At 70.8% G+C, this 23,466-nt stretch carries 23 protein-coding genes; 1 reads left to right on the forward strand and 22 read right to left on the reverse strand.

Translation table 11 applies throughout. The features are described 5' to 3' along the window. Nucleotides 1–18: 18 nt before the first annotated feature. From GH747_RS06485 to GH747_RS06535, 11 genes are all read right to left on the reverse strand, one after another. A complete protein-coding gene (locus GH747_RS06485) occupies nucleotides 19–843 on the reverse strand; it encodes a shikimate dehydrogenase (protein WP_149768789.1) in 825 nt (274 codons plus the stop codon). Next, on the reverse strand, nucleotides 843–1,976 hold the full coding sequence (gene mltG, locus GH747_RS06490; RefSeq protein WP_149768790.1) for an endolytic transglycosylase MltG: 1,134 nt from the start codon (nucleotides 1,974–1,976) through the stop codon (nucleotides 843–845). Before mltG ends, GH747_RS06485 begins: the two co-directional genes overlap by 1 nt. After that, nucleotides 1,973–2,431 (reverse strand): Holliday junction resolvase RuvX, encoded by a 459-nt coding sequence (gene ruvX, locus GH747_RS06495; RefSeq protein ID WP_149768791.1) that lies wholly within the window; start codon nucleotides 2,429–2,431, stop codon nucleotides 1,973–1,975. The genes mltG and ruvX overlap by 4 nt, the downstream gene beginning before the upstream one ends. Nucleotide 2,432: 1 nt before the next feature. Next, the gene (gene alaS, locus GH747_RS06500; protein ID WP_149768792.1) at nucleotides 2,433–5,114 is read right to left on the reverse strand and encodes an alanine--tRNA ligase; all 2,682 of its coding nucleotides are present in this window, start codon (nucleotides 5,112–5,114) and stop codon (nucleotides 2,433–2,435) included. 15 nt (nucleotides 5,115–5,129) lie between these two features. Further along, nucleotides 5,130–5,438, reverse strand: a complete 309-nt coding sequence (locus GH747_RS06505) for a DUF6167 family protein (protein ID WP_194842890.1) — start codon at nucleotides 5,436–5,438, stop codon at nucleotides 5,130–5,132. Next, nucleotides 5,435–6,064, reverse strand: a complete 630-nt coding sequence (locus GH747_RS06510; RefSeq protein WP_149768793.1) for a hypothetical protein — start codon at nucleotides 6,062–6,064, stop codon at nucleotides 5,435–5,437. Before GH747_RS06510 ends, GH747_RS06505 begins: the two co-directional genes overlap by 4 nt. Nucleotides 6,065–6,092: 28 nt before the next feature. Continuing rightward, on the reverse strand, nucleotides 6,093–7,487 hold the full coding sequence (locus GH747_RS06515) for a replication-associated recombination protein A (RefSeq protein WP_228552809.1): 1,395 nt from the start codon (nucleotides 7,485–7,487) through the stop codon (nucleotides 6,093–6,095). A 21-nt stretch (nucleotides 7,488–7,508) separates the two neighbouring features. Then, on the reverse strand, nucleotides 7,509–9,335 hold the full coding sequence (locus GH747_RS06520) for an ABC transporter substrate-binding protein (RefSeq protein WP_163695345.1): 1,827 nt from the start codon (nucleotides 9,333–9,335) through the stop codon (nucleotides 7,509–7,511). A gap of 258 nt (nucleotides 9,336–9,593) precedes the next feature. Continuing rightward, nucleotides 9,594–11,360, reverse strand: a complete 1,767-nt coding sequence (aspS, locus tag GH747_RS06525) for an aspartate--tRNA ligase (RefSeq protein ID WP_149768795.1) — start codon at nucleotides 11,358–11,360, stop codon at nucleotides 9,594–9,596. After that, nucleotides 11,357–12,736 (reverse strand): histidine--tRNA ligase, encoded by a 1,380-nt coding sequence (gene hisS / locus GH747_RS06530; protein WP_149768796.1) that lies wholly within the window; start codon nucleotides 12,734–12,736, stop codon nucleotides 11,357–11,359. Before hisS ends, aspS begins: the two co-directional genes overlap by 4 nt. A gap of 2 nt (nucleotides 12,737–12,738) precedes the next feature. Beyond that, on the reverse strand, nucleotides 12,739–13,443 hold the full coding sequence (locus GH747_RS06535; protein WP_149768797.1) for an MBL fold metallo-hydrolase: 705 nt from the start codon (nucleotides 13,441–13,443) through the stop codon (nucleotides 12,739–12,741). Between the two features lie 139 nt (nucleotides 13,444–13,582). Here GH747_RS06535 and GH747_RS06540 point away from each other — a divergent pair, with 139 nt between their 5' ends. After that, nucleotides 13,583–14,824 carry a DUF349 domain-containing protein gene (locus GH747_RS06540; RefSeq protein WP_149768798.1) on the forward strand — a complete coding sequence of 414 codons (1,242 nt, stop codon included), beginning with the start codon at nucleotides 13,583–13,585 and terminating at the stop codon, nucleotides 14,822–14,824. Nucleotides 14,825–14,918: 94 nt separating this feature from the next. Here the strand turns inward: GH747_RS06540 and GH747_RS06545 are convergent, their stop codons facing one another. The 11 genes from GH747_RS06545 to GH747_RS06595 all read right to left on the reverse strand — a co-directional run bounded on the left by GH747_RS06545 (nucleotide 14,919) and on the right by GH747_RS06595 (nucleotide 23,298). After that, complete coding sequence (locus GH747_RS06545; protein ID WP_149768799.1) at nucleotides 14,919–17,240, reverse strand: RelA/SpoT family protein; 2,322 nt, start codon at nucleotides 17,238–17,240, stop codon at nucleotides 14,919–14,921. 216 nt (nucleotides 17,241–17,456) lie between these two features. Further along, complete coding sequence (locus GH747_RS06550; protein ID WP_149768800.1) at nucleotides 17,457–17,996, reverse strand: adenine phosphoribosyltransferase; 540 nt, start codon at nucleotides 17,994–17,996, stop codon at nucleotides 17,457–17,459. Beyond that, complete coding sequence (yajC, locus tag GH747_RS06555) at nucleotides 17,996–18,346, reverse strand: preprotein translocase subunit YajC (protein WP_205602830.1); 351 nt, start codon at nucleotides 18,344–18,346, stop codon at nucleotides 17,996–17,998. The genes GH747_RS06550 and yajC overlap by 1 nt, the downstream gene beginning before the upstream one ends. Nucleotides 18,347–18,413: 67 nt before the next feature. Further along, nucleotides 18,414–19,496 carry a Holliday junction branch migration DNA helicase RuvB gene (gene ruvB / locus GH747_RS06560; RefSeq protein WP_149768802.1) on the reverse strand — a complete coding sequence of 361 codons (1,083 nt, stop codon included), beginning with the start codon at nucleotides 19,494–19,496 and terminating at the stop codon, nucleotides 18,414–18,416. Between the two features lie 11 nt (nucleotides 19,497–19,507). Then, on the reverse strand, nucleotides 19,508–20,137 hold the full coding sequence (ruvA, locus tag GH747_RS06565; RefSeq protein ID WP_149768803.1) for a Holliday junction branch migration protein RuvA: 630 nt from the start codon (nucleotides 20,135–20,137) through the stop codon (nucleotides 19,508–19,510). Continuing rightward, nucleotides 20,134–20,796, reverse strand: a complete 663-nt coding sequence (gene ruvC, locus GH747_RS06570) for a crossover junction endodeoxyribonuclease RuvC (protein ID WP_205602831.1) — start codon at nucleotides 20,794–20,796, stop codon at nucleotides 20,134–20,136. The genes ruvA and ruvC overlap by 4 nt, the downstream gene beginning before the upstream one ends. A gap of 140 nt (nucleotides 20,797–20,936) precedes the next feature. Then, nucleotides 20,937–21,119: a CsbD family protein gene (locus tag GH747_RS06575; RefSeq protein ID WP_407663249.1), complete on the reverse strand. Its 183-nt coding sequence runs from the start codon at nucleotides 21,117–21,119 to the stop codon at nucleotides 20,937–20,939. A gap of 79 nt (nucleotides 21,120–21,198) precedes the next feature. Next, nucleotides 21,199–21,573 (reverse strand): hypothetical protein, encoded by a 375-nt coding sequence (locus GH747_RS06580; protein WP_149768804.1) that lies wholly within the window; start codon nucleotides 21,571–21,573, stop codon nucleotides 21,199–21,201. A gap of 53 nt (nucleotides 21,574–21,626) precedes the next feature. Then, the gene (locus GH747_RS06585) at nucleotides 21,627–22,010 is read right to left on the reverse strand and encodes a hypothetical protein (protein WP_149768805.1); all 384 of its coding nucleotides are present in this window, start codon (nucleotides 22,008–22,010) and stop codon (nucleotides 21,627–21,629) included. Between the two features lie 27 nt (nucleotides 22,011–22,037). After that, complete coding sequence (locus tag GH747_RS06590) at nucleotides 22,038–22,511, reverse strand: hypothetical protein (protein WP_149768806.1); 474 nt, start codon at nucleotides 22,509–22,511, stop codon at nucleotides 22,038–22,040. 25 nt (nucleotides 22,512–22,536) lie between these two features. Next, the gene (locus GH747_RS06595; protein ID WP_149768807.1) at nucleotides 22,537–23,298 is read right to left on the reverse strand and encodes a YebC/PmpR family DNA-binding transcriptional regulator; all 762 of its coding nucleotides are present in this window, start codon (nucleotides 23,296–23,298) and stop codon (nucleotides 22,537–22,539) included. Between the last annotated feature and the right edge of the window lie 168 nt (nucleotides 23,299–23,466).

The raw sequence follows: 23,466 nt of genomic DNA on the forward strand, positions 1-23,466 counted from the left end.
CGATGCCAGGCCACCTCGTCAGTGCGCCGGCAGCGCTCCGATCGCGGCGTCGCGCAGCACCGAGGCGGGGACGTCGCGTCCGGTCATCAGCCGCACCTGCTCGACCGCCTGGTGCGCGAGGAGGTCGAGGCCGGACACGACCGGGACGGACTCCGCTTGGGCTGCACGCGCGAGCGGCGTCGGCCAGGGGTCGTAGACCACGTCGAACACGGCATCGCAGCGCGTCACGAGCAGCTGCGCGAAGGGAGCGACGGCGACCGACGGGATCGTCGACACGACGATCTGCGCCGACCGAGCCAGGTCAGGGCCCAGGCCCGTCACGTCGACGGCGAGCTGGTCCTCTCCCCCGGCGGCATCGATCATCCGCTTCGCGAGGTGTTCACCACGGTCCAGGGAACGGACCGCGATCGTGACACGACGCAGGCCCAGGCGCCGCAACGACGCGACCATCGACTCTGCGGTGGCACCGGCGCCGAGCACGAGCGCATCCTCGACCTCGTCGATCCCGCGTTCCTGCAGCGCCGCCACACCGCCCGGGACGTCGGTGTTGAACCCGTGGCGACCCTCGATGTCGACGATCACCGTGTTGGCGCCTCCGACCTCGCGGACGGCCTCGTCGACGGTGTCGAGGTACGGCAGGACCGCACGCTTCAACGGCATCGTCAACGAGAGTCCCCGCCACTGCTCGTCGAGCCCGGCCAGGAACGTGCCCACGCCGTCCTCGTCCACCTCGAAACGGTCGTACGACCAGTCGGAGAGGCCCAGCTCGGCGTACGCGGCCCGGTGGATCACCGGCGACAGCGAGTGCTCGATCGGACTCCCGAGCACCGCGCACCGCGGCATCAGCAGCCCCCCTGGTCGCGGCAGTTCTGGCGCAGCTCCTCCACGTTCTGCTGGTGCTCGGAGTACGTGTCGGCGAACTTCGTCTCGCCGGTCTCCGCATCCACCAGCGTGAAGTAGAGCCACTCACCGTCCGCCGGGTTCAGCGCAGCGTTCAAGGCCTTCTCGCCGGGGTTGCCGATCGGGCTCGGCGGGAGGCCGGTGTAGAGGTAGGTGTTGTACGGCGAGTCGACCTCGCGGGCCTCGGCGCTCGTCCAGATGCTGCCGTCCTTGCCGCTGACGTAGTGGATGGTCGAGTCCATCTGGAGCGGCATCCCTGCGTCGAGACGGTTGTAGATCACCCGGGCGACCTTGTCGTAGTCCGCAGTCCCCGCCTCGGCCTGGACGATGCTGGCGACGACCCGGGCGTCGTGCCCGGAGATGCCGAGCGCCTTCGCGTGGCCGTCGAGGTCGAGCTCCTTGTCGAGCGCGACCGACTTCGAGACCATCTCCTGGAACAACGAGAGCGGCGTCGTGTCCGGCCCGACCGTGTACGTCGCCGGGTAGAGGTATCCCTCCGGGTTCCCCTCCGCCGCTGGCGGCAGCCCCAGCTCCGGGCTCGCGAGCGCGGCATTCACCTGTTTCTTCGTGAACTCGGTGTTCTTCACCATCGACGCCACGACCTGATCGACGCGCGCCCCCTCGGGCACACCGACCGTCGAGTCCACGCGGCTCTCGGGGTTGATCAGCGCAGCGACCGCGTCATCAGCAGCCATCTGGGTCTTCAGCTCGTAGAACCCCGGCTGGACCTGGTTGATCTCCGGAGCCCCGGCGGCAGCTGACAGGAACGCGTCGACGCTCGCGACGACGTCCTGCGCCTTCAGTTCACGCCCGATCCCGGCGACCGTGTCGCCCTTGCTCACCTCGACGACGACGCTCCCGGTGCCCGGGCCCGGATAGTCCTCGGGACCACCGAAGAAGTCGTTGGCGAGCCCCACCACCTTCGACAGGCCGAGATAGCCGGCGACGCAGACCGCCGCGATGATCAGCAGGATGAAGAAGCAGCCCGGACCACCACGACGCTTCTTCTCGCGGCGCGCCGCGCGGTGGCCGGAAGGACGTCGTTCACGCTCTGGCATGAGACCCAAGTCGCTCACACGCCCACCTCGACCAGCTCGCCGGGGACCTTGCCGCTCGTCCGCTCGGTGTCGAGCGCTGCCTGGAGGATCACGACGGCGGCAGCCTGGTCCACGACGGAACGCTGCTGCTTCGCCTTGCGCCCAGCCTGTCGCAGGCTGTGCTGTGCGGTCACGGTCGACATCCTCTCGTCCACGAGTCTGACGGGGGTCGGAGCGGACGCTGCCGCCAGCTCCTCGGCGTAGGCGCGAACCTTGCGCGCCGCCGGCCCCATGTCCCCCGAGAGCGACCGTGGCAAGCCAACCACAATTTCGATCGCTTGACGATCATTCGCGATGGTGAGGATGTCGCGGATCGAGCTGTCACCGGCGGCGACCGTCTCCACCGGCGTGGCGAGGATCCCCGACGGATCGCTCGCGCTCACGCCGATGCGGACGTCGCCGACATCCACCCCGATCCGGGTGCCGTGGCGCACGTCAGACCGCGTCCAGACCGGCGCGATCCAGGATGGCTCGACGGACCGCGTCGAGCGCCGCCGGAGCGGCAGCCACATCGGTGCCGCCTCCCTGCGCGACGTCCGCCTTGCCGCCGCCACGACCGCCGACAACCTGCATCGCCGGCTTGATGAGGTCGCCCGCACCCAGACCGGCTGCTCGTCCGGCGTCGTTCACCGCAACGACGCACGCCGCCTTGCCGTCAGCCGTGCCGATCATCGCGACCACCGACGGGCGCGACGGATCGAGCCGACCGCGGACGTCGAGCACGAGGGTTCGGACGTCCTTCGCCGCGAGTCCTTCGGCGACGTGACCGACGTACGCGACGCCGTTCACGTCCGCCGCACCGCTCGCGAGGTCCGCGACGGAGGAGAGCAGCTGCGCCGACCGGAGCTTCTCGACCTCCTTCTCGACCGCGCGGAGCCGCCCGACGAGATCAGCGACTCGACCGGGGACGTCGGCGTGCTGCACTTTAAGCAGGTCACCGACCTGGGCGACCAGGTCCCGCTCGCGGGCGAGGTAGGAGAAGCCCTCGAGGCCGACGACAGCCTCGACGCGACGGTTGCCCGCACCCACGGACGAGTCCGACGTCACGACCACGGTGCCGATCTGCGACGAGCGGGCGACGTGGGTGCCACCGCACAGCTCACGCGACCAGGGGCCACCGATCTCGACCACGCGGACGTCCTCGCCGTACGTCTCGCCGAAGAGCGCCAGCGCACCGAGCTCCTTCGCCTTCTCGAGCGACATCACCGCAGCGCTGACCGGCAGGTCCTCGCGCAGCGCGACGTTCGCCGCATGCTCGACGTCGTGCAGCTGCTCGGGCGACAGCGGGCTCGACCAGCCGAAATCGAGCCGCAGGTAGCCGGGCCGGTTGTACGAGCCGCTCTGGAGCGCCGTCGGACCGAGCACCTCGCGGAGCGCGGCGTGGACGACGTGCGTCCCCGAGTGCGCCTGGCAGGCGCCGACGCGCCACTGCGGGTCGACCGCCGCCTGCAGCGCCGTACCCTCCGTCAGCTCGCCCTCCAGGACACGGACCTGGTGCACGACCAGCCCGCGCACCGGGCGCTGGACGTCGAGCACCTCAGCACGTCCGCCGTCCCAGACGAGGATGCCGGCATCAGCGTTCTGACCACCGGACTCGGCATAGAAGGGGGTGCGGTCGAGGACGACCTCGCCGACCTGCGACTCCCCCATCGCCTGCGTCCGACCGGCCTCCTGGATCAGGGACCGCACCGACGACTCGGTGCTCAGGGTCTCGTACGCGAGCCAGTGCGTCGGCCCGTACGTGTCGAGCGCCTCGCGGTAGATCGTCGTGTCGGCGTGCTGACCCTTCTTGGACTTCGCGTCCGCCTTCGCGCGCGCACGCTGCTCCTGCATCAGCGCACGGAAGCCTTGCTCGTCCACGCTCAGGCCCTGCTCGTACGCCATCTCGAGCGTGAGGTCGATCGGGAACCCGTACGTGTCGTGCAGCTGGAACGCCTTGTCGCCGGTGAGCACGGTCGCGCCCTCCGCCTTCGCGCTGTCCGCGGCCAGGTCGAAGATCTGCGTGCCCTTCGCCAGCGTCTGGCGGAACGTCTCCTCCTCGGCGTACGCGACCTGCGCGATGCGGGCGAAGTCGGAGGCCAGCTCGGGGTAGGACCGCGACATCTCGTCCCGGCTCACCGGCAGCAGCTGAGGGAGCGCGGGGTCGTCGTAGCCGAGCAGGCGCATCGAACGCACCGCGCGGCGCAGCAGGCGACGGAGGACGTAGCCGCGGCCCTCGTTGCCCGGCGTCACACCGTCGCCGATCAGCATCAGGCCGCTGCGCACGTGGTCGCCGATGACACGGAACCGGACGTCGTCAGCCGGATCGGCTCCGTACCGACGCCCCGACAGCGCCGACGCCCGCTCGATCACGGGGAACACCTGGTCGATCTCGTACATGTTCTGCTTGCCCTGCAGCAGGTACGCGACACGCTCGAGCCCCATGCCGGTGTCGATGTTCTTGGCGGGGAGCGGACCGAGCACGTCGAAGTCCGCCTTGCTGCGGACCGTGCTCAGCTCCTCCTGCATGAACACGAGGTTCCAGATCTCCAGGAAGCGGTCCTCGTCCACGACGGGCCCGCCGTCCGGGCCGTACTGGGGGCCGCGGTCGATGTAGATCTCCGAGCACGGGCCACCCGGTCCGGGGACGCCCATGTTCCAGTAGTTGTCCTCCAGGCCGCGGTCCTGGATGCGCTCGTCGGGGAGTCCCGCGATCCGCTTCCACGCGTCGCGCGCCTCGGTGTCGCTCGGCAGCACCGTGACCCAGACCTTGTCCGGGTCGAAGCCGAGCCCGCCGTCGGCGACGGCGCCCGTGACCAGCGTCCACGCCAGCTCGATCGCGCCTTCCTTGAAGTAGTCGCCGAACGAGAAGTTGCCGTTCATCTGGAAGAACGTGCCGTGACGGGTGGTCTTGCCGACCTCCTCGATGTCCTGGGTGCGGACGCACTTCTGGACACTGGTCGCTCGCTTGAAGGGCGGCGTCTCCTGGCCGAGGAAGTACGGCTTGAACGGCACCATGCCCGCGTTGACGAACAGCAGGTTCGGGTCGTCGAGGATCAGCGATGCCGAAGGCACCACCGTGTGCCCGAACTTCTCGAAGTGGTCGAGGAACCGGCGGCGGATCTCGGCTGTGTCCATGGAGAGTTGCTGTCCTTACTCGTCGTACGGGGAGAGCGGGAGGGGGGTGCGCATCAAGGCGTGGGGGGCGCGGGGTGCGGCGTCGAGGGTACGCGGGCCGGGGCCGGTGTCGGTCGGCAACCCGAGCTGCGCGGCGATCTCGGCCTCGCGATCGGCCATCCCTGAGCGGAACTCGTCGGCGAACACCCGTGCGCCGACCTGCCAGGCCGCGACCTGGTCGGCGAGGCCGGTCGGCGTGAACCGGTACGCCAGTCGCCGGGCGCGGAAGGTCCCGTAGACGCCGGCAGTCGTGCCGGCGACGAACCACAGCACGCGGCCCTTCATGGTGTCCCCTCCTGCGTCGGTGTTCGGGTGCTCGTCTCGGTGCCGGTCGCGAGCCACGACGTCGCGTCGTCGCCGGAGACCGGGGCCGATCGCGCTGCCGCCCGTGCGGCACGACGCCTGATCTTGCGGCGGCGGCGGAACTCGCGTCGGACGATCCCTCGGATCCGGTCCCGGCTCTCGGGCCGCAGCGCATGCATCAGCCCGTGGCTCAGCACGGCGCCGCGGACCAGCGGACGTCCCATGGTAGCCGCCACCACCTGCTGCTCCGACGGAAGCACGATGACGGTGCCCTCCTGGGTCACCACGGCGCGCTCGTGCGGGAGGACCTGCCGTGGGCGCCCGTCTGCGGGCTCGAGGGGCGTCGGCGCATAGACGAGCTCGCTGCCGGCCCCCTCACCGCCGGGCCCCTCGCCGCTGGTCGAGTAGCCCGAGCCGCCGGCCCCCTCACCGCCGGTCGAGTAGCCCGAGCCCCTGGGCGAGGGCGTATCGAGACCCTCCCGCCCTCCCGCGAGACTCCGCACCTCGGCGCTCAGCCGGCGGAGCGCCCGCACCGCCAGCAGCGCCGCGACCAGTGCGAGGATCGCGACGCCGCAGGCAAGGACAGTGATCCAGGACTCCAACGGCATGAGGCGACCCTACCGAGCAACCGTCGTCTCAGTCACCGGACCGCGCTTCGGGGTCCCGCAGGATCTCGCGGAGACGGGCCACGCGCTCCGCGTACGCCGCCTCCTGCCCGCGCCCGCCCGGCTGGTAGTAGTCGACGCCGTCGATCTCGTCCGGCGCGTACTGCTGTGCCGACACGCCGCGAGGGTCGTCGTGGGCGTACTTGTAGTCGTGGCCGTGTCCCAGCTTCTTGGCGCCCGCATAGTGCGCGTCGCGCAGCGCCGGCGGCACCGCGCCGGCCTTTCCGGCCCGTACGTCGGCGCTGGCCGCGGTGATCGCCTTGTAGGCGGCGTTGGACTTGGGCGCGAGCGCGAGGGCGATCACGACCTGCGACAACGTGAGCGCGGCCTCGGGGAAGCCGATCATCTGGACCGCCTGGGCACCGGCGACCGCCGTCTGCAGCGCGGTCGGGTCGGCGAGGCCGATGTCCTCGCTCGCGAGGATCATGAGCCGTCGCGCGAGGAACCTCGGGTCCTCCCCCGCCTCGACCATCCGCGCCAGGTAGTGCAGCGACGCGTCGACGTCCGAACCGCGGATCGACTTGATCAGGGCGCTCGTCACGTCGTAGTGCTGGTCGCCCTGCCGGTCGTACCGCACCGCAGCACGGTCCACGGCGGTCGCCGCGTCCTCGACGCCGATCCGGTCACGGTCCTGGGCGAGCGCCGCACCTGCCGCCGCCTCGAGGTAGGTCAGCGCTCGGCGTGCATCGCCGCCCGAGAGGCGTACGAGGTGGTCACGCGCCGCCTCCTCCAGCACCACAGCGCCACCGAGGCCGCGCTCGTCGTCGACGGCTCGGTCCACGAGCGTCGCGACGTCGGTGTCGGTGAGCGGCTCGAGCGTCAGCAGGAGCGACCGCGAGAGCAGCGGCGAGATGACGGAGAAGTGCGGGTTCTCCGTCGTCGCGGCGATCAAGGACACCCAGCGGTTCTCGACGCCCGGGAGGAGCGCGTCCTGCTGCGCCTTGGAGAAGCGGTGCACCTCGTCCACGAACAGGACGGTCTCGCGTCCGCCCTGCGCGAGCATCCGCCGGGCCGACCCGAGCGTCTCACGAACCTCCTTGACCCCTGCCGAGACCGCCGAGACCTCGACGAACCGCCGGTTGGTCTGCTGGCTCACCAGCGACGCCAGCGTCGTCTTGCCGGTGCCGGGCGGTCCCCAGAGGATCAGCGACATCGACTGGTCGCCGTGGATCATGCGCCGCAGCGGCGAGCCTGGACCCAGCAGCGCCTCCTGCCCGACCAGCTCGTCCAGCGTGCGCGGACGCATCCGCACCGCGAGCGGAGCGGCGCGGTGCGCGGCGTCGCTCAGGCTGCCGCCGCCCGACGGCGCAGGGGCGACCTCGGGGACGTCGAAGAGCCCGTCCGGGTAGGGGCTGTCGGAGTCCACCCGGTCAGCCTACGCGGACGCTCAGGTGCCTTGGTCGACGAACAGGTCCGCGAACAACGGCATGCCCTGCATCTCGTTGACGGCCATCCCACCGACGCGGCTGCCGTGGGCGAGCACCACCCCTTGGTGCCCCAGGACGACCGCGGGGTAGAACTCGGTGCCGATGCGCTTGTCGAGGGCGCCCCACGCCTTGGCGGCCGCCTTGCCGGACAGCGTGTCGAGGATGCGGTCGATCTCGTCCTGCACCTCGGGCTCGTCCAGCATCGACGGGTTCGGGCGTGCCGGGTCGTCGAGGTGGTCCGAGGACCACTGCGCGGGGAACCAGGACGAGCCGGTCGGCCAGTCCGAGCACCATCCCGAGTCGACGACGTCGTGCGGACCGGTGGGGTCGAACTGCATCCGACGGATCTGCTTCGCGGTCGTCGCGATCGGCATCGGGTCGAACCCGGCGCGCTCGAGCGCCGCGACGACGGCGTCCTTGACGGCGACCTTCTCAGGGACGTCGCTGGCGTAGTACCACTGCACGGGGAACCCGACCGCGTCCGCCTTCACGAGCAGCTTCCGGGCGCGGGCGGCGTCGGTGCGCCGACCGCCGTTGCTGAGCGGGTCGTACTCGACCTGGCCGGTCACCCCCGGTGGCATGAGGGTCGTCCCCGGGACCCGCGTGGTGCCCACGATCTCGTGCTCGGCCTGCCAGGCGGCCTCGTACGGGTACGCCCAGCCGAGTGCGTGGCGGACCCGCTTGTCGGTGATCTTGCGGGTGTCGAGGTACCACAGGTACGTGCACGGCGTGCCCGCCGTGATCACCCGCGACGGCGCCTCCTCGAGGAGCCGCGTCGCCGTGTCCACACCGAGGGAGTCGTAGCTCAGCGCGTACTGGGCGTCGCCCGCGTCGTCGAGCAGCAGACCCTCGATCCGATCGGTGTCCTGTCCCCACAGGAACGTCCAGCCGTCGGCGTACTGGTGGCGCCCAGGATCGGTAGCCGGGTCCCAGCTCTCGTTGCGGCGCAGCACCAGCGTCGTCTGGTCGCGGAACACCTCGACGGCGTACGGACCGGTCGCCACCGGGTGCCGCCCGTAGGCCGCCGGATCGCTGTCGGCGGCGCGGGGCACCGGTGAGAACTGAGGGAACGAGGCAAGGTACGGCATGTCCGCGAACGGGCGGCTCAGCCGGAAGGTGATGGTGCGACCGGACACCTCGATGCCCCGGAAGCTGTCGCCGGCGTACCAGCCGGGCTTGTAGCCGGGGCGCTCGCGGAGCTCGGCGGTCGTCGCGTACGGGCCGTGGTACAGGTCGCCGTCGAGGAAGAACGTGCGCAGGTACGCCGGGGCGCCCGGCAGGACGTCGTCGGCGAACGCCCGCTTGATGCCGTACGCCACGTCCTCGGCGGTGACCGGCGTGCCGTCCTCGAACTGGATGCCGGCCCGCAGCGTGAAGGACCAGGTGGTGCCGGCGTCGTTGACGGCGCCGAGGTCGGTCGCGAGGTCAGGCACCAGCTCCATGTCACCAGTGACCGGGTCGCGCCGGAACTGCGTCAGCGAACGCGTGACCAGACCCGACAGCACGCTGCGCGTGTCGACGAACGACGCCTGGGCCGGGTCGAGCGAGTCGGGCACGGACGCGCTGAGGACCCTGAGCTGGCCGCCTCGGGTGGCTCCGGGAATCTCCGCGGCCGGCGCCTGGGCGTGGGGATCCTTCGCGCTCCCGGCGCGGCCGGCGGCCCGGTGGTCCGGGGTCGCGTTGCTCGTCGAGGCGCTGTCGTCAGGCGAGTCGGCCGAGGTGCACGCGGCGACGAGGAGGAAACCGCTGCAGACGAGGGCGAGCACGCGCCCGAGACGGCGACCCACCCGTCCTCCTTCGCCCGGTCCCGCGGTTCGGGACATGCCCTCAGGAGACTAAGCGAGGTCGCGCACGCTGCGCGACCACGCCCAGATAACGATCTCGAAAGCCTCCCCCTAGCCGATCGACGGAGACCTCCCCTCGCCGATCGAAGGAGACTTCCCCTCGCCGATCGACGGAGACTTCCCCTCGCCGATCGACGGAGACTTCCCTCGCTGGTCGAGGGAGCCCTCCCCCCGCTGGTCGAGGCGCGGAGCGATCGAGACCTACGCCCCGCTGCCCGGAGGCGGCGCGTCGATCCCGGCCTCCTTGCGCTGCTGCGCGGTGATCGGTGCCGGGGCACCGGTCAGCGGGTCGGCGCCGGACGCGGTCTTCGGGAACGCGATGACGTCGCGGATCGTCTCGGCGCCGGTCAGCAGCGCCACGACCCGGTCGATGCCGAGCGCGATGCCGCCGTGCGGCGGCGGGCCGTACTGGAAGGCCTCGAGCAGGAAGCCGAACTGACCCTGCGCCTGCTCCTCGGTCAGTCCCAGGACGTCGAAGACGCGCTTCTGCATCTCGGAGCGGTGGATACGGATCGACCCGCCTCCGAGCTCGTTGCCGTTCAGCGTGATGTCGTACGCCTGGCTCAGCGCGGCGCCCGGATCGTCCTGGAAGGTGTCGGCGAATTCCGGCGCAGGGGCGGTGAACGGGTGGTGGATCGACGTCCACGCGTCCTTGCCGTCCTCGCCGATGTACTCGAACATCGGGGCGTCGTTGACCCAGACGAACTCCCAGCGGTCGTGGTCGATGAGGCCGCAGCGCTCACCGATCTCCACGCGGACCGCGGCGAGGAGCGCCTTCGCGGCGTTGTACTGGTCGGCCGCGAAGAAGATGCAGTCACCGGGCTGCGCACCAGCGTGTGCGACGAGGCCGTCGCGCTCGGCGTCCGAGAGGTTCTTGGCGACCGGGCCGCCCAGCGTGCCGTCCTCCTGGACCAGGACGTACGCGAGGCCCTTCGCGCCGCGTGCCTTCGCGAACTCCTGCCAGGCGTCGAGCGTCCGGCGAGGCTGGTCGGCTCCGCCCGGCATGACGACGGCGCCGACGTGCCAGTGGCGGCCCTTCGGCGCGAACACGCGGAACGGTGTGTCGGCGAAGTAGTCGGTGAAGTCGACCAGCTCGCAGCCGAACCGCAGGTCGGGGCGGTCGATTCCGTACCGGGTGACGGCCTCGCCGAAGGACATCCGCGGGATCGGCGTGCTGATCTCGTAGCCGAGGACCTCGCGCCAGATGCGGACGAGGACCTCCTCGGTCAGCGCGTACACGTCCTCCTCGTCGAGGAAGCTCATCTCGATGTCGAGCTGCGTGAACTCCGGCTGGCGGTCGGCGCGGCTGTCCTCGTCGCGGAAGCAGCGCGCGATCTGGTAGTAGCGCTCCATGCCGGCCACCATCAGCAGCTGCTTGAACAGCTGCGGCGACTGCGGCAGCGCGTACCAGGTGCCGGGCCGCGTCCGCGCAGGCACGAGGAAGTCACGCGCACCCTCGGGCGTGGACGCCGTCAGGTTCGGCGTCTCGAACTCCATGAAGCCCCGCTCCGCCATCACGTCGCGGATGATCCGCGTGACGGTGGCGCGCGTACGGAGGTTCTTGGCCATCTCGGTGCGGCGCAGGTCGAGGTAGCGGTGCTTCAGGCGTACCTCCTCGCTGACCGAGCTCGCGTGGAACTCCTCCACCGGGAACGGCAGCGGCGCCGACTCGCTCAGGACCTCGACCGAGTCGGCGATCACCTCGATCTCGCCCGACGGGATGTTGGGGTTGGCGTTGCCCTCGGGTCGGACCGACACCTCGCCGACGATCTTCAGGCAGAACTCGCTGCGCAGCGGACGCGCGACCTCTTCCTCGCGGATGACGACCTGGGCGACACCGGATCCGTCGCGCAGGTCGATGAACGCCACGCCGCCGTGGTCTCGACGCCGTGCCACCCAGCCGGCCAAGGTGACGCGGGTCCCGGCGTCGGCGGCGCGGAGGCTTCCTGCCTCGTGGGTGCGGATCACGATGTTGCTCCTCGGGTGTCGAGTGGGGTGATGACGGCGGGGCGAAGATCGCCCGGAGGCGGGCTCCAGAGACCGGCGTCGGCGTACACCTGGTCTCCGCTGCGGATGTCCTTGACCTGGCCGCGCTGGAACTCGTCCGCGCCCGGGTCACCCGCCCCGGCTGCCGGAAACCACACGTACGGGATGCCGCGCCGCTCTGCGTACCGGATCTGCTTGCCGAACTTCTGCGGCGCCGCGGCGACCTCGGTCGGGATGCCACGGGCGCGCAACCGTTGCGCGATCGCGTTGCTGGCCGGGCGCGACTCCTCATCGATCAGCGCGACCAGCACCGCGGACGGCACCGAGCGCGACGCCGTCAGGTGGCCGCGCGCGATGAGCGGCACGAGCAGCCGCGTGACGCCCAGCGAGATGCCGACGCCCGGATAGACGTTGCGCCCGTCGTCGGCGAGCTTCTCGTAGCGTCCGCCCGAGCAGATCGATCCCAGGCTCTCGAAGCCCTCGAGCTCGGTCTCGAACACCGTGCCCGTGTAGTAGTCGAGGCCGCGAGCGATCCGCAGGTCGGCGGTCACGGTCACGCCGTCGAGCTCGACGTCGCTCAGCGCGGAGACGAGCTGCGCGAGCTCCTCGATGCCCTCGTCGAGCAGCGGGTCGGACACCCCGAGCGCGCGGACCTGGTCGGCGAACGACGCGTCGGGCGTACGGATGGCGGCGAGCGCGAGGCACTTGTCGGCCTGCGCGGCGTCGAGGTCCTCCTTGGCGAGCAGCTCGCGGATCGCGTCGGCCGGGAGCTTGTCGATCTTGTCCATCACGCGCATGATCGCGGCCGGGTCGGACGCACCGAGCCCGCGGTAGAAGCCCTCGAGCAGCTTGCGGTTGTTGACCTGGATGCGCAGCGGCGGGACCGGCAGCCCCGACAGCGCCTCGGCCATCACGGTCGCGATCTCGACGTCGAAGTGGAACGGCAGCTCGTCCTTGGCGACCACGTCGATGTCGGCCTGGACGAACTCGCGGAAGCGCCCCTCCTGCGGCCTCTCCCCCCGCCACACCTTCTGGATCTGGTAGCGGCGGAACGGGAACTCCAGCTTGCCGGCGTGCTCGAGGACGTACCGGGCGAACGGCACCGTCAGGTCGAAGTGCAGGCCGACTCCGGCGTCACCCTCGCCCTCGGCGGCTTGGAGGCGGCGCAGGACGTAGACCTCCTTGTCGATCTCGCCCTTGCGCAGCAGCTGGTCCATCGGCTCGACCGCACGCGTCTCGATCGGGGCGAACCCGTGCAGCTCGAACGTACGGCGGAGGTGGTCGAGGACGTGCTGCTCCGCGAAGCGGTCAGCGGGCAGCAGCTCGGGGAACCCCGACAGCGGGGTGGGTCGCGCCATCGTCAGGCGTCCTCTCCGGCGGCGAACTGCGCCACGAACGGGTTCGTCGCACGCTCGCGCGCGATCGACGTCTGCCCGCCGTGCCCCGGGAGCACCGCCACGTCGTCGGGGAGCTCCATGAACCGTCGCAGGCTGTCGGCCATCCGGTCCATGTCGCCGCCGACCAGGTCGGTGCGGCCGATCGAGCCGGCGAAGAGGAAGTCGCCGGTGAACGCGACCTGCGAGATCGGCTCGTCCCCGATGTGGTCGACCCGGTAGACGACCGTGCCGGGCGTGTGACCGGGGACGTGGTCGACGCTGAAGCGCAGCCCCGCGGTCTCGATCACCGCCCCGTCGGCAGCGTCGCGCACGTCGGCCGGCTCGTGGAACTCCGGGGCGTCGTCCAGGCCGAACTGGGCACGCAGCATCGCCGCGGACTCGTTCGAGATCGCCGCCATCGGGTCCGCGAGGAGGTGCCGGTCAGCCGGGTGGATGTAGACGGGGATGTCGTACTCGGCAGCCACGTCGGCCGCCTGCCACATGTGGTCGAAGTGGCCGTGCGTGATGAACACCGCGGTGGGGACGAGGTTCTGCTCGGAGACGATCGTGCGGATGCCGGCGAGCGAGTCCATGCCCGGGTCGACGATCACGCACTCGGCGCCGGGTCCACGACCCACGAAGTAGCAGTTGGCGGCCAGCGGACCGGCAGGAAAAGCGGCAATCAGCACACGGGTAGGGTACGCGAGCGTCACAGCGCGCTGCGACTCGCCGCCGGGGCGAACACGCGTACGCCCAACGGCCGGACTACGGCGCCAAGAAGCCCTCGTCCTTCTAGACTGTGCCCGACACAAGCGACAAGGTGGAGACGTGAGCGAGAATCTCTCGAACCCTGAGGCCTGGGGCCGCATCGACGAGCAGGGGACGGTCTACGTCCGTACGCGCGAAGGCGAGCGCGTCGTCGGGCAGTGGCCAGACGGTGATCCTGGCGAGGCGATGGCCCTGTTCACCCGCCGTTACGAGGGACTCGCCGTCGAGGTCGAGCTGCTCGAGAAGCGGATCGACTCGGACAGCCTCTCCCCCGAGGACGCCAAGCGCGCCGTCGACCAGGTCCGCGAGGCCGTCGACGGCGCAGCGGCCGTCGGTGACCTCGACACCTTGAAGGACCGCCTCGACGCGCTCGGTCCCAAGATCGACACGCAGCGCGAGCGCCGCAAGGCTGCCCGGGCCGAGCGTGCCGCCGAGGCACACGAGCGCAAGGTCGAGATAGCCACCACCGCCGAGCAGATCGCGGCGAGCGACGACTGGCGTCGTGGCGCTGACCGGCTCCGCGAGATGCTGGAGCAGTGGAAGTCCCTGCCGCGTCTGGACAAGAACGTCGACGACGAGCTGTGGCACCGCTTCTCCACCGCCCGCACCGCCTACACGCGTCGTCGCAAGGCGCACTTCGCCGAGCAGAACGAGCGCCGCGGTCAGGCGCAGCAGATCAAGGAACGCCTCGTCACGGAGGCCGAAGCCCTCTCGGGGTCCACCGAGTGGGGACCGACGGCGGGCCAGTTCCGTGACCTCATGGCGCAGTGGAAGGCCGCCGGCCCCGCACCGCGAGGCATCGACGACCGGCTCTGGAAGCGGTTCCGCGCCGCCCAGGACACCTTCTTCGGCGCACGCGACGAGGCCAACGCGCAGCTCGACGCCGAGTACGCCGCCAACGCCGAGGTGAAGGTCCAGATCCTCGCCGAGGCCGAAGCCCTCTTGCCCATCGAGGACCTCGATGCAGCGCGTGCAGCGTGGCGCGACATCGCCGACCGCTGGGAGGCGGCCGGCAAGGTCCCCCGTGGTCAGATCAAGGAGCTCGAAGGCCGTCTGCGGGCCGTCGAGAAGGCGATCTCCACCGCCGCCGACGACGAGTGGCGCCGTAGCAACCCGGAGACGCGGGCCCGTGTGGACGACACCGTCAGCAAGCTCGAGAAGTCGGTCGCCGACATCGAGACGCAGCTGGAGGCCGCGAAGACGGCCGGCAACGACCGCAAGGTCCGGGAGCTCCAGGAGTCTCTCGAGGCGCGTCAGGCATGGCTCGACCAGGCCCGCAAGTCGGCCGAAGACCTCACCTGACGTCCCGCCGACTCCCCGGTCGCGAGCCGCTCGCCGGCGGCTCGCGGCCTTCTGGTCGACGCACTCGTCGATTGTTGGTCGACGAGCTCGAGGCCTACTGGTTGACGCGGTAGACGTCGAAGACTCCCTCGACGGTGCGTACGGCCTTGAGGACGTGACCAAGGTGGGTCGGGTCGCCCATCTCGAACGTGAAGGTCGACTTCGCGACGCGGTCGCGGCCGGTCGAGACCGCCGCCGACAGGATGTTGACGTGCTGGTCCGACAGGACCCGCGTCAGGTCTGACAGCAGGCGCGACCTGTCGAGGGCCTCGACCTGGATCGCGACGAGGAACATGCTCGACGCGCTCGGCGCCCACTCGACGTCGACGAGCCGCTCCTCCTCCTTGAGGAGGTTGGCGGCGTTGGTGCAGGTGCGGCGGTGGACGGACACGCCCTGGGTGCGGGTGACGAAGCCGATGATCTCGTCGCCTGGCACCGGGGTGCAGCACCGCGCCAGCTTGATCGCCAGCGTGCCGTCGGTGCCCTTGAGGATGACCCCGGAGTCGCCGCGACGGAGCCGACGCCGCCGGGTCGACTGGTCCGGGACGAGAACCGCCTCGGCCAGGTCCTCGCTCGCGCCCTCCTCGCCCCCGAGCAGCGCCATCACTCGCTCGACGACGTTCTGCGGGCTCACGCGCGCCTCGCCGACCGCGGCGTACAGCGAGGACACGTCCGAGAGGTGCAGGTCCTTGGCGACGGTCGCAAGCGTGTCGTGCTTGAGGAGGCGCTGCAGCGGCAGGCCTTCCTTGCGCATCTGACGCGTCAGGGCGTCCTTGCCCTGCTCGATCGCCTCGTCGCGGCGCTCCTTGGTGAACCACTGCTTGATCTTGTTGCGGGCACGCGGGCTCTTGACGAACTCGAGCCAGTCTCGGCTCGGGCCCGCGCCGGGAGCCTTCGACGTGAAGACCTCGACGTTGTCGCCGTTCTCGAGCCGGGACTCCAAGGAGACCAGCCTGCCGTTGACGCGCGCACCGATCGTCGCGTGACCGACCTCGGTGTGGACGGCGTACGCGAAGTCGATCGGCGTCGACCCGGCGGGAAGCCCGATCACGTCACCGCGCGGTGTGTAGACGTAGACCTGGTCGGACAGGTCGAAGCGGAGACTCTCGAGGAAGTCCTGGGACTCCTCGTTCTCCTGCTGCCACTCGAGCAGCTGGCCGATCCAAGCGAGGTCGTCGGTGCCGGCTGCGCCGCTCGCTCCCCCGCCGCCCTTGGCGCCGTCCTCCTTGTACTTCCAGTGGGCCGCGACACCGTACTCGGCGCGGCGGTGCATCTGGCGCGTCCGGATCTGGAGCTCGACCGCTTTGCCCTCGGGACCCACGACCGTCGTGTGCAGCGACTGGTACATGTTGAACTTCGGCATCGCGATGTAGTCCTTGAACCGTCCCGGCACAGGGTTCCATCGGGCGTGGACCACACCGAGGACGGCGTAGCAGTCGGTCATCGAGTCGACGAGCACGCGGATCCCGACCAGGTCGTAGATGTCGGCGAAGTCGCGACCGCGGACGATCATCTTCTGGTAGATCGAGTAGTAGTGCTTCGGACGGCCGGTCACCGTCGCCTTGATCTTGGAGGCTCGCAGGTCCTCGGTGACCTGGGCGATCACCGTCGACATGAAGTCCTCGCGCGACGGCGCACGGTCGGCGACCAGCCGCACGATCTCGTCGTACACCTTCGGGTGGAGCGTCGCGAACGACAGGTCCTCGAGCTCCCACTTGATGGTGTTCATGCCCAGGCGGTGCGCGAGCGGCGCGTAGATCTCGATCGTCTCGCGCGCCTTGCGCTCCTGCTTGTCCTGACGCAGGTAGCGCAGGGTGCGCATGTTGTGGAGACGGTCGGCGAGCTTGATGATGAGCACGCGGATGTCACGGCTCATGGCGACGATCATCTTGCGGATCGTCTCGGCCTCGGCGTTCTCGCCGTAGCGGACCTTGTCCAGCTTGGTCACGCCGTCGACCAGGCGGGCGACCTCGTCGCCGAAGTCACGCGTGAGCTGGTCGAGCGTGTAGGGGGTGTCCTCGACCGTGTCGTGGAGCAGGGCGGCCACGATCGTCGGCGGCGTCATGCCGAGCTCGGCGAGGATGGTCGAGACCGCCAGCGGGTGGGTGATGTAGTCGTCGCCGCTCTTGCGCTTCTGACCGCGGTGCATCTTTGCGGCGATCTTGTAAGCGCGGACGATCACCGTCGCGTCGGCCTTCGGGTGGTTGGTGCGGACGATGCGCAGCAGAGGATCGAGCACGACCGGGCTGTCCGACGACGAGCGGCCGCCACCGAGCCGCGCCAGGCGTGAGCGCACGCGCGCAGGCGTCGGAACGGACTCCTTGCGCGAGTCGGACTCGGTTCGTGCGCGATCAGCCACAGGCACCTCCGCCTTCATCGTAAGCCGCCATCCTAGGGGGCGAAGGCCAGGACGGGTGGGCGATCGGGACGCAGCCTGGGGATCAACCGAGGAGGACGCTGAACAACGTCGCTCCTCCGGCCAGGACGAGCGCGATCACGATGACGATGGCGACCAGCCGGGTGCTCTCGGGACTCACGCCACGAATGCTATCGGCGCCACCTGAGACGGCGACGTCAGGCCGGGCTCACCCCGTCAGTACGTACGCAGCGTGCCGAACCGGTCGGGGTCGAGCCGCGCCCGTCCGCCGAGGGCGCCGATCTCGAGGACGACGACGTTGGCCGCGGACTTGGCGCCGGCGCGGGCGAGGAGGTCGTCGACGGCGGCGAGCGTGCCTCCGGTCGCGAGCACGTCGTCGACGACCAGGACGCGGTCACCGGGCGCGATGGCGTCACGGTGGATCTCGACGGTGGCGGATCCGTACTCGAGGTCGTAGTCGACGGCGTACGTCGGTGCCGGCAGCTTGCCCGCCTTGCGCGCCGGGACGAAGCCCGCGCCGAGCGCGACGGCGACCGGCGTCCCGAAGATGAACCCGCGGGCCTCGATCCCGACGACCTTGTCGATGTCGCCGCCGGCGATCTCACGTCCGAGCGCCGCGAGGCCCTCGACCGTGAGCCGCAAGCCTGCGGGATCGGCCAGGAGCGGCGTGACGTCGCGGAACGTCACGCCGGGTGACGGCCAGTCCGGGATGTCCCGGACCAGCCTGTCGAGCGCCTCGTCGAGGTCGCCCGGCATCAGGCCTTGCCGTCCTCGTCCACGGGACGGTCGTCAGGGGCGGTCGGGGCGTCGTCGGCCGCCGCATCGGAGGTCGGTGCGTCGGGCCCCGGCGCCGGGTCGACGATCTTGGCGACGACGTTGCGGTGAGCCTCGATCTCGACCCCGGGGGCGATCTCCAGGGTCAGCGTCTCGTCGTCGAGCGCCGTCACCGTGCCGAAGATCCCGCTGGTGAGCATGACCTTCGAGCCGACGGACGTCTTGCCCTGCATGTCGAGGAACTCGCGGCGGCGCTTGCCCTGCGGCCGGATGATGAAGAGGTAGAACACGAGGACGAGCAGGATGATCGGCAGCAGCTGAGCGATTTCCACGGTGGCTCCAGGCATCGGTGTCGGGGGCTTCGACGTGCGGGGCCGAGTCTATCGGTGCGGCGGAAGGCTACTCCAACGGCAGGGCTGGGTCTCCCAGCGGCGCGGGTGGCCGGAGGCCGAGGTGCTCCCACGCCTTCGCCGTCGCGACCCGCCCCCGCGGCGTGCGCGCGAGGAACCCCTGGCGTACGAGGAACGGCTCCGCGACCTCCTCGACGGTCTCGCGCTCCTCGCCGACCGCGACGGCGAGCGTCGACACCCCGACGGGGCCGCCACCGAAGCTCCGGCACAGCGCCTCGAGGACTCCCCTGTCGAGGCGGTCCAGGCCGATCCGGTCGACCTCGTACAGGTCGAGCGCCCGGTGCGCGATCTCGAGGTCGACGACTCCGTTGCCGCGCACCTCGGCGTAGTCGCGCACCCGGCGCAGCAACCGGTTGGCGATGCGGGGTGTGCCGCGCGACCGCGAAGCGATCTCCAGCCCGCCGTTGGGCGTCGTCTCCACGCCGAGCAGCGCTGCCGAGCGCTCGACGATGCGGTGCAGCTCGGCTGCCTCGTAGTACTCGAGCTGGGCCGTGAAGCCGAACCGGTCCCGCAGCGGCCCCGGCAGCAGGCCCGCGCGCGTCGTCGCGCCGACGAGGGTGAACTGCGGGATCTGCAGCGGGATCGCCGTCGCGCCGGGGCCCTTGCCGATCACGACGTCGACACGGAAGTCCTCCATCGCCATGTAGAGGAGCTCCTCGGCGGGCCGTGCCATCCGGTGGATCTCGTCGACGAACAGGACGTCGCCCTCGTTGATGCCGGACAGGATCGCTGCCAGGTCACCCGCGTGCTGGATCGCCGGACCGCTGGTGAGCCGCAGCGAGGTGCCGAGCTCGGCGGCGATGATCATCGCGAGCGTCGTCTTGCCGAGACCGGGAGGTCCGGAGAGGAGGACGTGGTCCGGGGTCCGGCCGCGGGCGCGCGCCGCGGTCAGCACCAGGGCGAGCTGCTCGCGCACCCGCTCCTGACCGATCAGCTCGTCGAGGGACCGAGGTCGGAGCGCAGCCTCGTACGCCTGCTCGTCCGAGGCGACGTCGGGCTGGACGAGGCGGGACTCGAGCTCGGCCTGCTCGGCCGCGTCGAGGTGGCGGGTGCCGCGGGGGTCGTCGCTCATCCGGTGCTCCCTTACGCCTTCGACAGCGATCGCAGTGCGGCGCGCAGCAGCTCGCCGACATCGACGCCCTTGGCGCTCTCAGCCTGCGCTTCCGCGGTCGGGGAGACGGCGGCGACCGCCGTCTCGGCCTCGCGCGCGCTCCAGCCGAGTCCGACCAGGGCGCCGTGGACCTGCGCCCGCCAGTCGTCCTCGCTCGGTGGGGCTGCAGGCGCGGCGGCGGCCGTACGGGAGACGAGCGCGGCAGCGCCGATCCGGTCCTTGAGCTCCAGCACGATGCGCTGGGCGCCCTTCCTGCCGATCCCCGGGACCTTCGTCAGCGCGGCGAGGTCCTCGTGGGCGACGGCCTGGCGGAGGCCCTCGGCGCCGAGGACCGCGATGATCGCCTGCGCGACCTTCGGGCCGACGCCGCTCGCGGTCTGCGCCAGCTCGAAGGTGTCGCGGGCGTCGTCGTCGGCGAACCCGTACAGCGTCATCGAGTCCTCGCGGACGACCAGACTCGTGGCGACCTGCGCCTGCTCGCCGTGCCTCAGCTCGGCGATCGTGCCGGGGGTGCACTGCACGAGCATGCCGACGCCTCCCACGTCGAGGACCGCCGAGTCGAGGCCGGTGGACGCGACAGTGCCGCGGACGAAGGCGATCATCGTGGCTTCCCTTCAGGGTGGGGGCGGGGAGGGTCGACGCGAGCGGACCTGGGGCGAGGAGGCACGGCCGCGGGTGCGCTGGGGATGCGGGAGCGGATCGGCTCGGCGGCCGTGCGTACGGGGGCGGACCCGCGGCGAGCGGCGGCGACCGCCGCGTCGAGGCGGCTCACCGACGTGCCGCGCCAGACGTGGCAGATGGCAAGTGCGAGGGCGTCCGCCGCGTCGGCGGGCCTGGGTGCGCGGTCGAGGCCGAGGAGCCGCGTCACCATCGCGGTGACCTGCGCCTTGTCGGCGCGCCCGTTGCCGGTCACGGCGGCCTTCACCTCGCTGGGCGTGTGGAGGGCGACCGGGATGCCGTGACGCGCGGCGACCACCATCGCCACGCCGCTGGCCTGTGCCGTCCCCATCACCGTCGAGACGTTGTTCTGGGAGAAGACTCGCTCCACCGCGACGACGTCCGGCTGGTATGCCGCGATCGCCTCGGCGAGCCCCTGCTCGATCGCGAGCAGCCGGTGAGCGACGTCGTCGTCGGACGGGGTCCTGATGACGTCCACGGACACGGCACGGAGCGTACGTCCGACGCGACCGTCGACGACGCCGACACCGCACCGCGTCAGGCCGGGGTCGACACCGAGGACACGCAGGGTGCCGGCGCTCATGCCGCCTCGTACGAGGCCGTGGGCGAACACATGTTCGACACCCTATCCGGGCACGTCGGTTTCCCGACGGCGACGCGCCGACGACGAGAGGGCCCCTCCGCGGCGTACGCGGAGGGGCCCCCCTGTCTAGGAGCGACGGCCTACTTCTTGAAGGCGTCCTTGACGTTCTCGCCGGCCTTCTTGATGTCGGCCTTGCTCTGGTCGGCCTTGCCCTCGGCCTCCTGGGACTCGTCGCCCCGTGCCTTGCCGGCGGCTTCCTTGGCCTTGCCCTTGAGGTCCTCGCCGGTGTTCTGCAGCTTGTCGTCCAGACCCATCGCAGTCATCTCCTCGAGATCGGATTCATCTTCGACCGTACGGTGGGTACCCGCCGGCGTCAGATCGATGCGCGTCACAGGGCGTGAGCTAGAGCGCGAAGAACCACGCGTCGACCGAGCCGGCCTGGCCCGGGGTGCGCCAGCCGGCGGCACCACCCTGGCCCGGTCGGTACGGCGCGTGCGACGGGTCGTCCACGGTGCTCGCGGCCCACGGGAGGGCGTACAGCGCCGCGGCGATCTCCTTGATCCGGTGTTCCGTCTCGGAGTGCCGTGGCGCCGGCTCGACGTGCATGACGACGCCGTCGCACGTCACGACGATCGGGCGCCTGCCGAGATCGGAGTCCGCAGGCGGCGCGGCCGAGCCGTCGGCGAACTCGGGCATCCACGGGACCGGCTCGCCGAAGTCGGCATGCTGCCGCCGCGCGATGCGCCAGAAGGTCCCGCCCGGCCGCAGGATGTCCATGGGGCCATCGTCGCACCGGGGGCGCTCAGGTGGAAGGACGCTTGCGCCTCGCGTCAGGAGGCGGACAACCCGTTGTCGGTCCAGCCACCACCCTGACCCGGTACGCCCCAGCCACCCGTGGTGCCCGGCCCTGGACCCGGTCGGTACGGCTCGTGCGACGGATCGTTCTCAGTCCCGGCCGCCCACGGGAGGGCGTACAGCGCCGCGGCGATCTCCTTGATCCGGTGTTCCGTCTCGCGGCGACGCGGCGCCGGCTCGACGTGCATGACGACGCCGTCGCACGTCACGACGACCGGGCGCCGGCCGAGATCGGCCCGCGTCGGCGGGCCGGCAGCGGCTCCGGCGAACTCCGCCATCCAGGGCAGGGGGTCACCGAAGTCGGTCTGCCGCCGACGTGCGATGCGCCAGAAGGTCCCGCCCGGGCGAAGGATGTCCATGAGCGGCATCATCGCACCGTGACGGGGTCAGGCGGAAGGGCTCCCGGGCTGCTGCTGCCAGTCGCCGCCGAGCTGGTACGGGTCACCGGTGGTGTCCACGAGCGTCGTCGCGGGTCGGGTCCGGATCTCTTCGCCGATGGCGCGGATCCTGGCGCCCGACGCCCACCATCCCTTCACCCGCTCCGTCCCGACCACGGCGCCCCCGCGGCGTACGACGATCGTCCAGCCGACGAACAGCGCCCGGGCGAGCACGACCACGGGAAGCAGCATCAGCAGGATCGCCAGCTCCAGCCCGAGCAGCAGGAAGAGGACCGCTCCGGCGACCACGACCGGCAGGACGAAGACCAGCCAGAGGGTCAGGAGGATCGGGTCGTCGGGTACGTAGCTCCCGCCGCCGCCGCCGCTCGGCAGGTAGTCGAGCAGGTTCTTCGACCGCACGCGCCAGGGCAGCCACCTCCGGCGCACGCTCCAGCGGACGCCGTCGGCGTCACGGACCTTCATCAGGGGATCTCCCGTACGTCGTGCGTCAGCCGAGCTGCGCCATGACCTCGTCGGACGCGTCGAAGTTGGCGAAGACGTTCTGGACGTCGTCGCAGTCCTCCAGCGCGTCGATGAGGCGGAGAACCTTGCCTGCTGCGTCGGCGTCGACCTCGACCGTCATCGACGGCACGAACGACGACTCGGCCGAGTCGTAGTCGATCCCGGCGTCCTGCAGCGCCGTACGGACGACGACGACGTCACCGGCCTCGCTGATGACCTCGAAGGACCCGTCGAGGTCGTTGACGTCCTCGGCGCCGGCGTCGAGGACCACCTCGAGGAGGTCGTCCTCGGTGATCGTCTTGTCGCCCTGGTCGGCGGGCACGATGACGACGCCCTTGCGGGAGAACATGTAGGCGACCGAGCCCGGGTCGGCCATGTTGCCACCGTTGCGGGTCATCGCCGTGCGCACCTCCATGGCGGCACGGTTCTTGTTGTCGGTGAGGCACTCGACGAGCAGCGCGACGCCACCCGGGGCGTAGCCCTCGTACATGATCGTCGTGTAGTCGACACCCGCACCGTCGAGGCCACCGCCGCGCTTGACGGCGCGGTCGATGTTGTCGTTCGGGACGGACGACTTCTTGGCCTTCTGGATCGCGTCGTACAGCGTCGGGTTGCCCGCGGGGTCAGGACCACCGGTGCGCGCGGCGACCTCGATGTTCTTGATCAGCTTGGCGAACATCTTGCCGCGCTTGGCGTCGATGACCGCCTTCTTGTGCTTGGTGGTCGCCCACTTGGAGTGGCCGGACACGGCACTCACCTTCCCTCGCTGTACGACTGCGCTGTGTTACTGCCTGTGGGCCGCGGCTCGCGACCGTCCTCGATCCTAGCGGCTGCCCGCTCAGTCCCCGGACCGTACCGGCCGTCGGTGCCTCAGCGTCCACCGCCGTACGACGTCCGTACCCGTCGGTGCCTCAGC

Source organism: Mumia xiangluensis (assembly GCF_010994095.1).
GTDB classification, from domain to species: domain Bacteria; phylum Actinomycetota; class Actinomycetes; order Propionibacteriales; family Nocardioidaceae; genus Mumia; species Mumia xiangluensis.

Coding starts and splice junctions, on each gene's coding strand:
- GH747_RS06510 (WP_149768793.1), bottom strand. CDS start 6,064: ATGCCGTTGGAGTCCTGGATCACTGTCCTTGCCTGCGGCGTCGCGATC.
- ruvB (WP_149768802.1), bottom strand. CDS start 19,496: ATGAGCGACGACCCCCGCGGCACCCGCCACCTCGACGCGGCCGAGCAG.
- hisS (WP_149768796.1), bottom strand. CDS start 12,736: ATGGCGCGACCCACCCCGCTGTCGGGGTTCCCCGAGCTGCTGCCCGCT.
- ruvA (WP_149768803.1), bottom strand. CDS start 20,137: ATGATCGCCTTCGTCCGCGGCACTGTCGCGTCCACCGGCCTCGACTCG.
- GH747_RS06505 (WP_194842890.1), bottom strand. CDS start 5,438: ATGAAGGGCCGCGTGCTGTGGTTCGTCGCCGGCACGACTGCCGGCGTC.
- GH747_RS06550 (WP_149768800.1), bottom strand. CDS start 17,996: ATGCCGGGCGACCTCGACGAGGCGCTCGACAGGCTGGTCCGGGACATC.
- GH747_RS06575 (WP_407663249.1), bottom strand. CDS start 21,119: ATGACTGCGATGGGTCTGGACGACAAGCTGCAGAACACCGGCGAGGAC.
- GH747_RS06580 (WP_149768804.1), bottom strand. CDS start 21,573: ATGGACATCCTGCGGCCGGGCGGGACCTTCTGGCGCATCGCGCGGCGG.
- alaS (WP_149768792.1), bottom strand. CDS start 5,114: ATGGACACAGCCGAGATCCGCCGCCGGTTCCTCGACCACTTCGAGAAG.
- GH747_RS06545 (WP_149768799.1), bottom strand. CDS start 17,240: ATGAAGGCGGAGGTGCCTGTGGCTGATCGCGCACGAACCGAGTCCGAC.
- GH747_RS06485 (WP_149768789.1), bottom strand. CDS start 843: ATGCCGCGGTGCGCGGTGCTCGGGAGTCCGATCGAGCACTCGCTGTCG.
- GH747_RS06590 (WP_149768806.1), bottom strand. CDS start 22,511: ATGAAGGTCCGTGACGCCGACGGCGTCCGCTGGAGCGTGCGCCGGAGG.
- GH747_RS06585 (WP_149768805.1), bottom strand. CDS start 22,010: ATGGACATCCTTCGCCCGGGCGGGACCTTCTGGCGCATCGCACGTCGG.
- ruvC (WP_205602831.1), bottom strand. CDS start 20,796: ATGAGCGCCGGCACCCTGCGTGTCCTCGGTGTCGACCCCGGCCTGACG.